Genomic DNA, 13,958 nt, shown 5'->3' with positions numbered 1-13,958 from the left:
GTTGAGAACCATTCGCCGATGAGCCTGACGGACACCGAACGCACCCATATCGAAGCGGCCCTCCAGAAGCAGCGCGACGCGCTGGCCGCCCTGCGCTTCACCGGCAGCCCGGTGGAGGTTGGCCAGGGCTTGATCCAGCTCGCCGAGCTCCATGGGTTGCTCGAGGATCACGCCGCGAGCCGCAAGCACTACGAGGAGGCGCTGGGCCTGTTCAAGACGGCGCACCACAAGACGGGCCAGGCCCAGGCGCTGTACGGGCTGGGCGTGGCGCGCGCCCAGTTCGATGACCACAAGGGCGCCATCGAGCGCATCGCCCAGGCCGCGGCCCTCTACAACGAGGCGAAGGACAAGGAGGGCGAGGCGCTGTGCCGGGCCTGCATCGGCGAGAGCCTGCGAGCGCTCGGGCACACCGAGGGCGCCGAGGAGAAGTACCAGGAGGCGCTCATCCTCTTCCGGCAGACGCGCAACACGGAGCGGGTGGCCGCGCTGCTGATGGACATTGGCGACATCCGCATGGAGGCCGGGGACTACAAGCGCGCCCGCGAGCGCTTCCTGGAGGCCCTCACGCTGCTGGAGAAGGGCCACGAGCCGGAGCCGCTGGCGCTCTGCCAGTTGCTGCTCGGCGAGGCGGAGGGGCTGCTCGGAAACCACGAGGGCGCGAGGCCGCACCTGCTCCAGGCGGTGGAGCTGTACGCGCAGCTCCATGATCACGTCTTCGAGGCCCGGGCCCGGTGGGACTTGGGAATCGCCTGCTACCAGCAGAAGGATCTGCCAGCGGCGAAGGCTCAGTTCGAGGCCGTGCTGCCGCTGTACGAGGAGCAGGGCCGGGCCGAAGAGGCCGAGAAGGTGCGAAAGGTGCTGGCGCACTTCACCGCGAGCGGGGCGTGAACCCGGGGGGCGCCCCTGACGAGCGCTTCTACGCGCCAGAGGCGATCAACTGGCCCGCGCGATTCAAGAGATCGACGTTTTGATGGAGGATGTCATCGCGGGTGTATCGATGGTGGACATCCACCTCCACGCCCAGCCCCTCCACGGGAATTCCGCGCATCGCCCCCACGCGCGTGGACCTTCGCATCGCCACATTCATGGAGGCCCCGCGTGCCAGGTACTTCAAGCCGCTGCCCTCGATTCCGGCCTCCACCAGCAGCTCGTGGTTCCAGACGTTCGCGCCACCCGCACCGGTCTGCCTGTCCGTGCCGATGATCTTCCCGAGGCCGTGATCCTTGAACCCCGCGACGAAGAAATCGCAGGCGCTGTAGCTCTCCGCATCGCAGATGAGGACCACCGGCCCCGTGTAGATCCGGCCAACGCTGTTCGCCTCGTCCACCGAGGTCAATGGAATGCCCTGGGAGAACAACTCTCCTGTCACGACTCCCAGGTTGAGTGACCTCCTCCACGGTTCGAGCCAGTCGTACCGCTCGGCGAGGAGCCGGACGAACTCGGTACACCGAAGCGAGACCGGCTCCGGCTCGATGCGGTTGGGGCTGAAGAACTGGAGGAGCCGCTCCCCCGCCATGACGACCCCGCCGGGGTTTCCGCGCACGTCGATGATGAGGCCATTCCGAGGCAGGAGCCGGATGATCCGCTCGGCCTCCATGACGAAGGCCTCCACCTCATCGCCGACCATGAAGTTCCAGATGCGCAGATACCCGAACTTGCCGCTCTGTGTCTCCGCGACGCGGAAGGACAGGCTCTCGGGAAACACGGTCTCGTCCGCGGCGGTCCCACCGATGAGGGTTTCCGCGGAGTCCGCTTCATGCTCGCGGCCCGCCGCAATCTCCAGCTCCCGCCGCAGGCGATCCGGCACGAACAACATCTTCTTCAACCGCTGCACCTGCATGGCTTGCGCGTTCATGCCCAGCGCCGTCGCGCTCCTGGACTGCGGCTCGGGTTGCAGCTCGAACGGGATGAGGCTGTCGGTGACGAGCCAGGGATGCGTCAGCACGGCGGGCCCCTTCTTGCCGAGGTACGACAGCATCACGAAGTCCTCTTCCGGAGGAAGATCGTACGCCAGTGTCCGGGTGGTCAGGGCTTGAAGCGCCGCCCGGAACCGCGCCGCGTAATTGGCCCCCGACATGGATCTGCCCAAGCGCTGGATCCGGGAGTGCATCGGCTCGCCATTCCAGTGCGTCACCTCCACACCGGGTACGAAGTCCTCGCCCAGATCCATTGCCGGGGGAAGCTTCGTCACGATGTAGCGCGGCTTCCCCGCGTCATCGAAGTACTCCTCGATCAGGAAGGGCAGATACGCGCGCAGGGCAGACCAGGGCTCCGGCAGCACCATCCGGGTATGAGGATCGCGGATGCCTGTGGACAGCTGAATCACAGCCGCCATGAACGAGAGATCATCCGGATAGAAGTCCACGTTCGCCCGGAGCAGCCGGGCCTGCTGCGCGAGCCTCACCCCCAGCATGCTCTCCTTCAAGGGCAGGTGGACGTAGAACCTGTCCAGCGTCACCTCCAGCTGGGTGGCCATGAGCAGCTTCTCGTCCCGGGACTCGAAGATGGGGCGCTCGCGAACGGAAGACAGCAGCAGCTTCGTACTGTCTACCGGAGCATCGTTTGGAGGGCTCATGGCCGATGGATCAGCCTACCTTGGCCCCCCCTGGCTACTGGCTCGCGGGTTGGGCGCCCTGTACGAGTCTGAACTCAGGCCCTAGCTTCCTGGGAGCAGCCAGGGAAGAGGCTGCCGAGGGCCCATGACCAGATGAGAAAGACATGGAAGCTTCTTGGAGCGCTCCTGGTATTCGTGGCGCTATTCATCATGGGCCGTAGCACTCTGGCAGCGGAGCAACCGGTGACCTATGCGGCGAGCCCGGCGGCCCGAGGACTGATCTCCCTGGGCTCCCAAGCCGTGACCGTGACCCTGGAGCCGACGGCACGCATGAAGGAGTTGGAAAAGCCGGGGCGCAGCTCCGCTGAGGGGAACATGTTCCTCAAGTTCGAGGACCTGCGCGTCAAGCGCCCGCTCGGGGTTGTCTACAACGTCTTCCTGAACCTGCCGCCCCATGCTGAACCGCGGGCGGACTCTCCCTCCTACGTCGGGACGCTCTCCTTCTTTGGAGTCACGGCGGAAGCACGCTCCCCCAAGTCCATCGCCATGCCCATGGAAGCGCCCCTTCAGCGGCTGTTGCGCGGGGGCCGGGCCATCAGCCCGATGACTGTCACCCTCCTCCCCACGCGGCCCCCCGCCAGTGACGCCGCGCCGACGATCGCGCGCATCCTGCTCGTGGGTGAAAACCCATGACCGAGCGAGGGGCCATGCGCCCGTTCAGCGAACCAACAGCGCCATGTCACCCACCGCCGGATTGGAGTTCACCGCGGGCTCATCCGAGGGAAGGAACGTGATGCTGGGAGGCTCGTCGCGTAGCAGGCCCTGCTTCTTGAGGGAGGCGAGCTGTTCGGTGATGTCGAGGTAGCGCACCTTCTGCGTGGGCGCTCCACCTCCATGCCCGGCATGCGGGATGACATCGAAGAACCCGATGGTCCCCACGTAGTAGGCGCTGCTCTGAGGCGTGCCCTCCTTCTCCGGTGGCATCCCCAGGTAGACGTTGAAGATCATGTTGGGCTGGGCGGTGGCGCTCAGCATGAGCTTGAGGAACATCTGCCGCGAGCCAGCCGCGGTCTTCAAGCTGGGCACCGACGTGGCCCCCCCAACCGGAGCCGAGCGTTCGAGCTTGACCCGAAGCGGCGACCTCCCCAGGGGCCCGCCTCGGGCCGCGAAGAGCGTGCTCGGCGCCTGGGTGCCAGCCGCGGTGTTGAGCCGGAACGTAGGCGCCGGGGGCTTGAGGAGGGCGTCGTACGTGTAGCCGAGGGCAGCGGTATCCAGAAAGTCCTTGATCACCGGCTGCACAGACTTGCCGTCCGGTCCCGCGAACGTGAACGAGCTCGACAGCCAGTTCGGGTCCGTCGGGTTCTCGCGCCCCGCCGCATTCCAGCTTGCCCAGATCCGGTCGATGTTGGAGTGGTGGATCCAGAACACCGGGTCCCCTGCCGCGGTAGGGACAGCCCCCATGTTCGTGTCCGTGCCCGTGAAGACGTGGACCAGACCGTGCGGCGAAGAGTCGAGCAGGGAGCAGAAGCCGGTGTCCCCGCTGTAGGATCTCGCCCTCATCGCCAGGAGGTTGAGGGCTGCCGCGGGCGCGTCATTGGCGGCCGTGATCGCGGCCCCGCTGTTCACATTCCCCGCGGGAGAGAGCGTCCGGCTCTCCTGGAAGAGCGACTTGAAGACAGGATCATCCGGCATGCGGAACTCAGGTGGAACCGCTTGCTGTCTCGGATCGGTGTAGTCCCAGTAGGGCAGCGTGAACGTGGGATCGCCCGAGACCTGGCGGATGATCTGTTCGAAGTAATAGACATACATCCGATGCCAGGGCAGGAAGTTGTCCTCAAGTTGCCCGAGATGGGACTGGCACGTGCTCCACGCCGCCTCTGCCAGGCTCCTGTTGTCACTGGGCTGGGTGCCATAGATGCGATTGATCTCGTTGCTCTTCCCCGTCATGTCCTGCGGGCCATTCACGAAGTGGGTGTACCACTGGAAGGTCCACGACAAGGGATCGCCATCGGGCTTCGCCTTCATGGCGGCGACAGCCTTGGCGTAGGTAGCCAGCATCGCCTTACCCTTGGGCGACGCCGCGTTGTATCGGATGGCCGGAGCCGCAGCGAAAGCCTTGGTGAAACCTGGAGCCAGGCCGAGCCCCACCCCAGCCACACCCGCCGCTTTCAGAACAGAACGACGTGAAATGCTGCCCATCGATTGTCCCCCCTCGTTGGATCTGTTGCCATTGAAGGCCACGATCTCGCCGCCTTGGCCAGTGCCAAGACAGCCAGCCAGCGCCACACACCCGTCAGATGTGTGGCAACAGACAACGAACAGGAGCTCTATGATTGGCAGCTCACCGCCGCGACCACCGCTTGCTCAGGCGCTGATGCCGGCGCCCACCGCGAGCGCCAGCAGGCCGAGCACGCCCGCGGCGTACAGGGTATAGCGCCACTCGCCGCGCAGCCCGAGCATGGCGCCGGCCACCACCAACCGCGCCACCGGCGTCACCAGCAGCAGCGACGCCGCGCCCTTGCGCAGGGTGTCGATGGCCACTTGCACCGTCTGCGACTGCGGCAGCGCCTCCAGCCCCAGCGACGCCAGGAACATCCCTCCGCTGATCACCGCGCCGCCTCGAAGGATGCGAGCAATCCACCGCTCTCCCGCCACCGAGCGCCCCACCCGCGCGGGGGCTCGGGCGGGTGCTGCCTTTGGCGCTTCCGTCTCAGCCACCACCGCGTTCGCCTTGGCCACCGCCTCTGCAGGCGGAGGCGTCGGTGCCGCGGCCTCGCTCACTTCCACACGCTCGGCCACAGTCCTTCCCCTCCCTTCCAGAACATCTGCGCCGCCACCACGAGCAGCACGATCGCGAACAGCTTCTTGAGCACCGCCGTGGGCACGCGCGGCATCAGCCGGCTGCCAAAGTACGCCCCGGCCAGCACTCCCACGATCAGCGGAGACACCAGCGCCAGCTTCACCTGCCCGCGCCAGGCATAGGACGCCACGCTCGCGGCCCCCGTCACGCCGATCATCAGGTTGCTCGTGGCGCTGGCCACCTTGAAGGGCACCCGCATCCCGTAGCTCATCAGCGGCACCTTCAGCGGCCCGCCGCCCACGCCCAGCAGCGCCGACAGCCCCCCCGCCACGAACGAGCCCGAGATCCCCAGCGGGTAGTTCACCGGCGTGTACTCGGCGGTCACCGGCTCCTGCGCCGGCGAGCGCACCAGGAGGATCTGCAGAGCGACGTAGAAGGTGAACAACCCGAACACCACCGCCACCATGGCCGGAGCCAAGTAGGCCGCCAGCAACCCTCCGGCAATGGCGCCCGTCACCGTGGCCAGCTCCAGCGAGAGCCCCAGGCGGATGTCGCTCAGGCGGTTGTCCACGTAGCTGGCCGCGGACGCACACGAGCTGGCCACCACGCACATCAGGCTCGCCGGCACCGCCTCCTCCAGCGGAAGGTGGAAACCGAACACCAGCAGCGGCACCAGCACCACTCCTCCGCCGATGCCGAGCAGTGCGCCCGCCAGGCCCGCAAGACCACCCGCGGCGATGAGGAGAAAAACCGTCATTGCCCCGAGGATAGGGGCGCGATCCTGCTTCGGATAGCGGCATTCCCCCCTACCTCCCTTGCTCGGCTGGTCGGCCGCTGGCCTCGAACTCACGCATGAGACTCGAGGCCAGCGGGAACGTCAGGAACCGGGCAACGCAGCCTGTTGATCACGCGGCGTAGGCGCCAATCGTCCCCTCGGGAAACTCCTCGAGAAAACGAGCGCGCGTACGCGGGGTGAACGTGCCCCGAGCCATGTAGATCAACAGGCGGCGGAGGATGCCACGGGTCTGCTCCAGCGCGGCGTCCACCTCGGCGGCGAAGTCGAAGCCATCGTGGCGGTACAGCTCGTGGAAGCTGAGCTGCGAGTAGGCGGGCAGCGCTCGCGTCCGCCCCAGCGGGCTGGAGAGCACCATCCCCATCAGGTAGAGCCCCCTCACCCACCCGTCCACTTGCGCCTTCGTGGGGGCCTGCCCCACCCGCTCCTGCGAGGAGAGCCGGACGAGCTCGTAGATGCCTCGGCCAATGCCCCGGTACGGAAAGCCGGTGCTCTTGGTCACCTGGAACCGCTCGCGTATCCGCGCGGTGCCCAGCGTCTCCAGGCCGTGCAGCTCCCGCAGGTAGAAGAGCGTCTGCGCCCACTCGATCTGCCGGTGCGCGTCCAGCGCCGTCTCCTCCTTGCGCCGATGCAGGGCCACCAGCCGATCCACCTCCGGGTGCAGCCGTCGATCCAGGCACAGGTGCGTGAAGTAGCCGGCCAGCAGCGCCAACCCCGCCTCGGTGCCCACCAGCGCGCCGGTGGCCACCAACTCCCCCATCTTCAGCCCCAGCCCCACGGGCGCGCGCTCGTGGTACAGCCGCACGAACGTCGGTAGCTCCCGCTCGGGCAGCAACGCGGCGAGCCCCCCGCGCAAGCCCTCGCACAGCGGCAGATCCGGCAGGGCTGCTCCGAAGCGCGCGTACGGGAGATCCTCGGTCAGCGCCCGTGAAATATCCGGCGGCAGGTCGCCCGGGTGGGCGGCGAGCTGCTCGATGGCGGTCAGGTGCAGCAGCAGCGTGGGCATACGCGTTAAGAGCTACCCAGCGCTCTGCGTCATTGCAACGTTCACGTGAAGCCGACGCTTTGCGTCCAACAAGGGTGGGATTACAGTCCGCGCCGTTTTGCCTACCCCCCAGGAGTCCATCCTCACCATGAACTTCAGCTTCGTCCCGGCGGAGGCCGTGCGGACAGACAGCGCCATGCTCGTCATCCCCTTGCTCGAGAGCGATCTCGGGGACACCGCGCCCGCTGCACTGGCGGCCGCCGACAAGGGCTTGGAAGGCAAGCTGTGCGCTGCCGCTACCCAGGAAGGCTTCAAGGGCAAGGCCGACCAGACGCTGATGATGCACACACTGGGCAAGCTGCCAGCCGAGCGCGTGCTGCTGCTGGGCCTCGGCGCTCGCGCGAAGTTCACCCCCGAGGTGCTGCGCCTCGCCGCCGGTCGCGCCGCGAAGACCGCCCAGAAGCTCAAGCTGACCGAGCTCACCTTCATCGTGCCGGACACGGCGCCCGCGGACGTGGTGGTACGCGCCATCGCCGAGGGGCTGCTGCTGGGCGTCTACAAGTTCGACCGCTACAAGACCGGCGGCAAGGAGGAGAAGAAGGCGCCGGGGCTGGGCACCGTGCGGCTGGTGCTGCCGGAAGGCTCGAGCAAGAGCGCGGAGCTCCAGGAGGCGGTGGAGCTGGGCCGCCGCGTGGCCGAGGCCACCAACTGGGCGAGGGATCTCGTCAACGAGCCGGCCAACGTGGTGGATCCGAACCGTCTGGCCCAGGCCGCACAGGAAGTGGCGAAGGACTCGGGCCTCAAGGCCACCATCGGCGGCCGCCGCGAGATCGAAGGCCTCAGGATGGGCATGTTCCTGGGTGTGGCCCAGGGCAGCGCCCACGAGCCCCGGCTGATCCACCTGGCCTACGTCCCGAAGAACCCGAAGGACGCCAGGCGCGCGCCGCTGGCGCTGGTGGGCAAGGCCATCACCTTCGACTCGGGCGGCCTGTCGCTCAAGCCCGCCGACTCGATGGTGGAGATGAAGACGGACATGGCCGGCTCGGCGGCGGTGCTGGCCGCCATGCGGGTGATTGGCGAGCTCAAGCCGCCCTTCCCCGTGCACGCCTTCATCGGCGCGTGCGAGAACATGCCCTCGGGCACCGCGTACCGGCCGGGAGACATCCTCACCTCGCGCCTGGGCAAGACGGTGGAGATCACCAACACGGACGCCGAGGGCCGCCTGGTGCTGGGCGACATCCTCGCCTGGGCCGTCGAGCACAAGCCGGCGGCCATCGTCGATCTGGCCACGCTGACGGGGGCCTGTGTGATCGCCCTGGGCAACTACATCGTGGGCGCGTTCGGTGACCACGACGCCACGGTGGAGCAGGTGCTCACGGCGGCGAAGACGGCCGGCGAGGAGTTCTGGCGCATGCCCGTCACGGAGCTGCAGAAGGACTCGCTGCGCTCGGAGGTGGCGGACATGAAGAACGCCGGCGAGCGCTGGGGCGGCGCCATCAACGCGGCCCTCTTCCTCAAGGAGTTCGTGGGCGACACGCCGTGGGTGCACCTGGACATCGCCGGCCCCTCCATCAGCCCCAAGGAGCGCGGCTACTTCAACAAGGGCGCCACGGGCGTCGGCGTGCGCACGCTCGTCGAGCTCGTGCGGCTCCGGGCCACCTCACCCGAGAGCGCGCAGGCCGAAGCGCCCGCCGCGCCCGTCAAGCCCGCCAAGGGCAAGGCCCGGGGCAAGCCGGCCCGAGCCTGAGCCACCGCTCGCGCTTACAGATCGATCGGGATGGGAGCGCGGCCTGACCCGCCCTGTCCCGAGTCTTCCTCCCTGGGAACGGGTTGCGGCTTGGGAGCCGGTCGCGCCGCGGTGAGCTCGGGCAGCGGATGCACCGACCCAAAGAGGGCCTCCACGCTGCGCGAGACGTCCTCCGGGGCCCCCGCGGGCCAGGTCGCGAGCATCATGAAGACCCGGCCCGGACTGCCCTCCGTCACCGCCACGCGGCCGCGCACGCCGTCTCCCACCTGGAAGTCGAAGCCCACGGCGTTGTCGGACAGCGCGATGGGCTGCGGATCCGAGGCGACGAAGCCCGGCTGCTCGCGCAGGCCCGCGTTCAGCCGCTCGGCGAACTGAATGGGCGTGGCCACCGCCGGTGCCACCTGCAGCACCACCTGGGCGCCGCTCGTGCGGTGCTTGAGGACAATGGGGATGGCCAGCCCCTCGGGAGAGTTCTGCTCCTCCGTCTCGTCGAGCTGCCACTCCGCGGTGGGCCGGACGATCTCGAAGCCCAGATCCTCATCCACGTAGCGGCGTGCCGAGGAGTGATGTTCCTCTCCGGGAGCCGCCCGCGAGAGCTGCGCCTTCGAGTCCGCCCGAGGTGTCTTCACCACCGCGGACCGCGAGGCCCCACACGCCGTGCACAGCAACACCGCGCCCCAACCCAGCACCCCCAACCGACCCATATGCCCACCCCCACCCCAACCGCGTGATCGCGAAAGTGGGCACGCAGGCTGTGTGTGACCAGTGGGGCTGGCGTAGGAGGCGGCGCTCTGTCAGGCGGCGGAAACTTCCTCGGCGATCGCGCGGGCCGCGGCGAGCGGATCCGCGGCCGTATGCACGGGGCGGCCGATCACGAGCAGATCCGCACCCGCCCGGATCGCGAAGGCCGGAGTCTCGGCGCGGGCCTGATCTCCCTTCTCCGCACCCGCGGGCCGGATGCCCGGCGTGCACAGCAAGGGCGAGGGGCCGAGCAAGCGGCGGAAGCCCTCCGCCTCGCGCGGAGAGCACACCAGGCCATCCACTCCCGAGCCGACGGCGAGCCGCGCCAGCCGCTGGGCCGCCGCCTCTGGAGTGCCGGTGAGTCCCACCGCCGCCACATCCTCGGCGGACAGCGAGGTCAACACCGTCACCGCGAGCACGCGCGGCGCGGCATGTCCCTGGGCCTTGGCTCCCTCGCGAGCCCCGCGCACCGCGGCCTTCAGCATGGCCTCGCCCCCGGCGGCGTGGACGGTGAGCAGCGCCACCCCGAGCGCCCCGGCGCGCGCGGCGGCCAGCTCCACCGTGTTGGGAATGTCGTGCAGCTTCAGATCGAGGAACACCTTCGCGCCCAGCTTCTGGAAGGCCACCACCGCCGCCGGGCCATGCTCGACGAAGAGAGAGAGCCCCACCTTGGCGTAGCCCATGTGCGGAGCCACGCGCGAGTACAGGGAGAGCCCCTGCTCCAGCGGCAGATCCGCTGCGAGCGCGAGCCGCTCGCGCGCAGCGGAGGCCGTGATCACGTCAGCCCCTCCTGGAGGGCGCGGTAGGTGAGGAAGAGCTGCTCGGCCAGGTAGTTTGGCAGCACGTTCTGCGCGGAGAAGAGCGCGTAGGAGACGAACGCATCGAGCGCCTCCAGCGTGAGCGCGCGAGTCAGCGCCTCGTCTCCGCTCGCCACGTTGCGGCGGATCTGCTCCACGTCCACGCGCCCTTCCTTGTCGATCAGCACGCTGGCGTACGCCTCCTCCAGCCCCTGAGGAGGCGACTTGAGGAAGCTGTGGAACATGCTCACGTCCTTCCCCACCTCCACCACGGCGCGGTACACCAGCGCGAGCAGCAGGTTGTAGCGCTCCTCGGGGCTGGTGATCTCCGAGGCGAGGACCTCCGCCGGAGGCTGGGACTTCTTGGGAGGCGCCGCCGCGGGCTCGACGACGAGCGAGCCCCCGCGCACGCGCTCCTCCACCCACGTGAAGAAGGAGTGGAGGCTGCCTTCATAGGCGGCGCGCAGATCCTTCACCGTCACGCCCTGCTTCGCCTTGGTGGCCAGCGCCTCCTCTCCGGGAGGGAAGCCTCCGGCGCCGGCCACCAGCCGCAGCTCGTCCGGGAAGTGGCGGCGCAGCCGGTTGGTGGCCTCACCGCGCTTGATGCCCTGGATGACCAGCTCCTTGGTGCGCTCGGGGAGCTTGACGATGTCCCCCAGCGGCGGCGGAGCCTCCATGAAGATGAAGCTGCCCTCCATCATCTCGAAGAGGTTCAGCACCACCTCGCGCACCAGGAACGTCATGGCGTTGTAGAGGTTGGCCTCGGAGACCATGCCCTCCTCGGTGAGCACCTGGCCGATGCGCCGCGTGGGCTTCACCTTGCCGACAGCCTTGGTGAGCTGGTCCGGGGTGAGCAGCCCCAGCTGCACCAGGGCGGCCCCCAGGCGCTCATATTTCTCGGAGGAGGTGACGAACACCACCTGCCCGTCCCGGAACGACACCGTGCGGCGCAGCGTCCCGTGCTGGACGATGAGCTGGCCGCTGCGGATGCCGGACAGGACGTAGGAGAAGACGTCCTCCATGAAGAGCGAGCCCAGGTTGCCGGCGAAGAAGCCGATTAAACCCGGGGGTTCACGGAGGAGCACCATCCCCTCGGGCGCATGGAAGTGCGCCGCGAAGGGACGGTTCGGCGAAATGCCGGTGGCGATCGGTCGCTCGAGTTCGAGAGATGCCGTCTCGCCGGTGATGCGGGGAATGGCCTTAGGACGTGGAGAATGTGCCACGCGCCCAGTCTACTTCTTCTTCTTCAACTCGGAGTCGATGATGGCCTTGAAATCGTCAGCGGGTACCGCGCCCGACAGGGCCACCCCGTTGATGAAGAAGGCTGGGGTGCCGCTGACCCCCGCCTTCTCACCCGCGGCCTGATCCTTCTTGATCTGCTCGGCCTTCTTGCCGGAGTCCAGGCACTCGTTGAAGCGGGCGGCGTCCAGGCCCAGGTCCGCGGCGTACTTCTTCAGATCGTCCACCTTGAGGGCCTGCTGGTTGGAGAAGAGCTTGTCGTGCATCTCCCAGAACTTGCCCTGATCCTGGGCGCAGGCGGCGGCCTCGGCGGCCTTGGGGGCGTTCTCGTGGAAGCTCAGGGGGAAGTGGCGGAACACCAGGCGCACCTTGTCGCCGTAGCTCTTCACCACCTCGTCCACCGTGGTGCGCGCCTTGCCGCAGAACGGGCACTGGAAGTCGCTGAACTCCACGATGGTGACCGGAGCGCCCTCCGGGCCCTTGGACGGGCCGGTGGCCTCCACCTGGGTGCGCTTCTCGGGCAGCATGTTCTGCACGTCCGCCTTGGACTTCAGGTCGGCGAAGAAGGCCTGCGCCTTGTCACGCTTGGCCTGCTCTCCCAGCATGTTGACAATCTGGGGCTTCACCTGCTCCAGCGTCACCTCGGCCGGGAGCTGGCCGCCCGCCTTGGCCTGGTCGAAGACCTTCTGGATCTCCGCATCGCTCGGCGGGGCGACCTTCTCCTCGACCTCGGCCTTGAGGAGCGCGTCCTCGTTGGCCATGCCGCGCTTCTTGGCCTCGGCCTGCACCAGCTTCTCGATCACGTAGCCGTCGAGCCCGCGCTTGAGCAGCTCCTGCTTCTTCTTCTCGAGGTCCGCCAGGGGCGCGCCAATGCGCGCGGTGAGCTCCCCGTAGGTGACCTTCTGCTCGGCGCCGTCCAGCTTGAAGGTGCCGACGACCTGATCCGAGGGCAGATCACACTGAGCGCCGGCGGCATTGGTGCTCGCGGTGGTAGGAGAGGCCGCGGGAGACGTCTGCTTGTTGCAGCCGGCGGCGAAAGAGGCCGCCAGGAGCGCGGCAAGGACAAAACGGGAAGGGCGCATGGACATGGGTCCGGCGTCTTATCCGAGGTGTCCTGTGCCTCGCAAAAGAAAGTTCGGTTCAGGCGACCAGCGGCTCCAGGTCCAGCCCGCTCGCCAGCTCGGGCAAGCGCACCTCTGCCCGCTCCGCGTCCACCGGCCGGCCCTGCACCACCTCGTAGCAGCTCGGATCCGCCAGCACCTTCTGCACCAGCTTGTGGTTGAGCGCGTGCCCCGTCTTGAAGACCTTCAGGTGGCCCACCACCGGGCGGCCGAACAGGGACACGTCCCCGATGGCGTCGAGGATCTTGTGGCGGACGAACTCGTCCTGGAAGCGCAGCCCCTCGGGGTTGAGGATGGAGGACTCGTCCACGACGATGGCGTTGTCCAGCGAGCCGCCGCGCGCCAGCCCCAGCTTCTTCATCATCTCCACGTCCCGAAGGAAGCCAAAGGTGCGCGCCCGGGAGATCTCCCCCGAGAAGCAGCGCTCGCTCAGCTCGAGCTCATAGGACTGGATGGAGATGAGCGGGTGCTTGAAGTCGATGGAGCAGCTCACCCGGAAGCGGCGGGCGGGGGCCAGCGTGGCCTCCTTGTCCCCCTCCGTCACGGTGATGGGCTTCTTGATGACCAGGTAGCTGCGCCGCTCCTCCAGCTCGCGCACGCCCACGCTCGTCACCATCTGCACGAAGTGCTCGGCGCTGCCGTCCATGACGGGCACCTCGGGGCCATCCAGCTCCACGCGCACGTTGTCGATGCCCAGCCCCGCCAGCGCCGACAGCAGGTGCTCCACCGTGCCCACCTTCACCCCATCCTTGCCCAGGGTGGTGGCCAGCGAGGTGTCCACCACGAACTCGGAGCGAGCCGGGATGGCCACCTGGCCCGCGGTGTCCGTGCGGACGAAGACGATGCCGTGATTGGCCGGGGCCGGCCACAGCGTGAGGTTCACCGTAACGCCCGAGTGGAGCCCTAGGCCCTTGCAGGAGACGGGCTCGGAGATGGTGCGCTGGTTGTCGGGGAACAAAGGCATTGCGGTGTCGCCTCTCTCACTGCGTCGGTGCGGCCGGTCTCGCCGCTCGGGCTCTCCGGAGCAGGCCCGGATGTTCACTTCTGGCGCTGATGCGCCGCCTGTTTGAGAGCAAACCGCGTGCCACTTGAGCGGTCCCCCAGGCCTTGGCCGACGGCGCTGGGGACTCTCGTAGGCCATTGAAACAACTGGCCTTTTTTCCGTGCTGGCGTGAGGCCCG

The 13,958-nt window shown here is 68.1% G+C and carries 13 protein-coding genes; 3 read left to right on the top strand and 10 right to left on the bottom strand.

Features of this window, described 5'->3' with window-relative positions; translation table 11 throughout:
- Positions 1 to 18 precede the first annotated feature (18 nt).
- On the top strand, positions 19 to 888 hold the full coding sequence (locus tag ACJ8AT_RS32820) for a tetratricopeptide repeat protein (RefSeq protein ID WP_407741893.1): 870 nt from the start codon (positions 19 to 21) through the stop codon (positions 886 to 888).
- Positions 889 to 916: 28 nt separating this feature from the next.
- On the opposite strand, the gene ACJ8AT_RS32815 is transcribed toward ACJ8AT_RS32820, so the two are convergent.
- Positions 917 to 2,575: a S41 family peptidase gene (locus ACJ8AT_RS32815; protein WP_407741892.1), complete on the bottom strand. Its 1,659-nt coding sequence runs from the start codon at positions 2,573 to 2,575 to the stop codon at positions 917 to 919.
- Between the two features lie 309 nt (positions 2,576 to 2,884).
- Here ACJ8AT_RS32815 and ACJ8AT_RS32810 point away from each other — a divergent pair, with 309 nt between their 5' ends.
- Positions 2,885 to 3,247: a hypothetical protein gene (locus ACJ8AT_RS32810; protein ID WP_407741891.1), complete on the top strand. Its 363-nt coding sequence runs from the start codon at positions 2,885 to 2,887 to the stop codon at positions 3,245 to 3,247.
- Positions 3,248 to 3,271: 24 nt separating this feature from the next.
- Here the strand turns inward: ACJ8AT_RS32810 and ACJ8AT_RS32805 are convergent, their stop codons facing one another.
- The 4 genes from ACJ8AT_RS32805 to ACJ8AT_RS32790 form a co-directional block, all read right to left on the bottom strand.
- The gene (locus ACJ8AT_RS32805; RefSeq protein ID WP_407741890.1) at positions 3,272 to 4,612 is read right to left on the bottom strand and encodes a tyrosinase family protein; all 1,341 of its coding nucleotides are present in this window, start codon (positions 4,610 to 4,612) and stop codon (positions 3,272 to 3,274) included.
- A 306-nt stretch (positions 4,613 to 4,918) separates the two neighbouring features.
- Positions 4,919 to 5,275 (bottom strand): hypothetical protein, encoded by a 357-nt coding sequence (locus tag ACJ8AT_RS32800; protein WP_407741929.1) that lies wholly within the window; start codon positions 5,273 to 5,275, stop codon positions 4,919 to 4,921.
- Positions 5,276 to 5,331: 56 nt separating this feature from the next.
- Positions 5,332 to 6,111 carry a sulfite exporter TauE/SafE family protein gene (locus tag ACJ8AT_RS32795; protein WP_407741889.1) on the bottom strand — a complete coding sequence of 260 codons (780 nt, stop codon included), beginning with the start codon at positions 6,109 to 6,111 and terminating at the stop codon, positions 5,332 to 5,334.
- A gap of 148 nt (positions 6,112 to 6,259) precedes the next feature.
- Positions 6,260 to 7,153, bottom strand: a complete 894-nt coding sequence (locus tag ACJ8AT_RS32790) for a hypothetical protein (RefSeq protein WP_407741888.1) — start codon at positions 7,151 to 7,153, stop codon at positions 6,260 to 6,262.
- 127 nt (positions 7,154 to 7,280) lie between these two features.
- On the opposite strand from ACJ8AT_RS32790, the gene ACJ8AT_RS32785 reads away from it, so the two are divergent.
- On the top strand, positions 7,281 to 8,879 hold the full coding sequence (locus tag ACJ8AT_RS32785; protein ID WP_407741928.1) for a leucyl aminopeptidase: 1,599 nt from the start codon (positions 7,281 to 7,283) through the stop codon (positions 8,877 to 8,879).
- Positions 8,880 to 8,893: 14 nt separating this feature from the next.
- Here the strand turns inward: ACJ8AT_RS32785 and ACJ8AT_RS32780 are convergent, their stop codons facing one another.
- The 5 genes from ACJ8AT_RS32780 to lpxC form a co-directional block, all read right to left on the bottom strand.
- On the bottom strand, positions 8,894 to 9,583 hold the full coding sequence (locus tag ACJ8AT_RS32780) for a hypothetical protein (protein ID WP_407741887.1): 690 nt from the start codon (positions 9,581 to 9,583) through the stop codon (positions 8,894 to 8,896).
- 90 nt (positions 9,584 to 9,673) lie between these two features.
- Positions 9,674 to 10,396, bottom strand: coding sequence for an orotidine-5'-phosphate decarboxylase (pyrF, locus tag ACJ8AT_RS32775; RefSeq protein WP_407741927.1), 723 nt, complete (start codon positions 10,394 to 10,396; stop codon positions 9,674 to 9,676).
- A complete protein-coding gene (locus tag ACJ8AT_RS32770; protein WP_407741886.1) occupies positions 10,396 to 11,505 on the bottom strand; it encodes a DUF4388 domain-containing protein in 1,110 nt (369 codons plus the stop codon). Before ACJ8AT_RS32770 ends, pyrF begins: the two co-directional genes overlap by 1 nt.
- 144 nt (positions 11,506 to 11,649) lie before the next feature.
- Positions 11,650 to 12,738: a DsbA family protein gene (locus tag ACJ8AT_RS32765; RefSeq protein WP_407741885.1), complete on the bottom strand. Its 1,089-nt coding sequence runs from the start codon at positions 12,736 to 12,738 to the stop codon at positions 11,650 to 11,652.
- Between the two features lie 58 nt (positions 12,739 to 12,796).
- On the bottom strand, positions 12,797 to 13,741 hold the full coding sequence (gene lpxC, locus ACJ8AT_RS32760) for a UDP-3-O-acyl-N-acetylglucosamine deacetylase (RefSeq protein WP_407741884.1): 945 nt from the start codon (positions 13,739 to 13,741) through the stop codon (positions 12,797 to 12,799).
- Positions 13,742 to 13,958: the final 217 nt, after the last annotated feature.

It is taken from the genome of Hyalangium sp. (genome assembly GCF_045802625.1).
Taxonomy (GTDB): Bacteria; Myxococcota; Myxococcia; order Myxococcales; family Myxococcaceae; genus Hyalangium.
The sequence above is the reverse complement of the archived record's forward strand: the minus strand, read 5'-3'. Positions and strand labels throughout refer to the sequence as shown.

Bases quoted from the DNA above. Each gene is read 5' to 3' on its own strand.
- ACJ8AT_RS32820 (WP_407741893.1), top strand. From the start codon at position 19: ATGAGCCTGACGGACACCGAACGCACCCATATCGAAGCGGCCCTCCAG.
- ACJ8AT_RS32815 (WP_407741892.1), bottom strand. From the start codon at position 2,575: ATGAGCCCTCCAAACGATGCTCCGGTAGACAGTACGAAGCTGCTGCTG.
- ACJ8AT_RS32810 (WP_407741891.1), top strand. From the start codon at position 2,885: ATGAAGGAGTTGGAAAAGCCGGGGCGCAGCTCCGCTGAGGGGAACATG.
- ACJ8AT_RS32805 (WP_407741890.1), bottom strand. From the start codon at position 4,612: ATGCTGGCTACCTACGCCAAGGCTGTCGCCGCCATGAAGGCGAAGCCC.
- ACJ8AT_RS32795 (WP_407741889.1), bottom strand. From the start codon at position 6,111: ATGACGGTTTTTCTCCTCATCGCCGCGGGTGGTCTTGCGGGCCTGGCG.
- ACJ8AT_RS32790 (WP_407741888.1), bottom strand. From the start codon at position 7,153: ATGCCCACGCTGCTGCTGCACCTGACCGCCATCGAGCAGCTCGCCGCC.
- ACJ8AT_RS32785 (WP_407741928.1), top strand. From the start codon at position 7,281: ATGAACTTCAGCTTCGTCCCGGCGGAGGCCGTGCGGACAGACAGCGCC.
- ACJ8AT_RS32780 (WP_407741887.1), bottom strand. From the start codon at position 9,583: ATGGGTCGGTTGGGGGTGCTGGGTTGGGGCGCGGTGTTGCTGTGCACG.
- ACJ8AT_RS32770 (WP_407741886.1), bottom strand. From the start codon at position 11,505: ATGGTGCTCCTCCGTGAACCCCCGGGTTTAATCGGCTTCTTCGCCGGC.
- ACJ8AT_RS32765 (WP_407741885.1), bottom strand. From the start codon at position 12,738: ATGCGCCCTTCCCGTTTTGTCCTTGCCGCGCTCCTGGCGGCCTCTTTC.
- lpxC (WP_407741884.1), bottom strand. From the start codon at position 13,741: ATGCCTTTGTTCCCCGACAACCAGCGCACCATCTCCGAGCCCGTCTCC.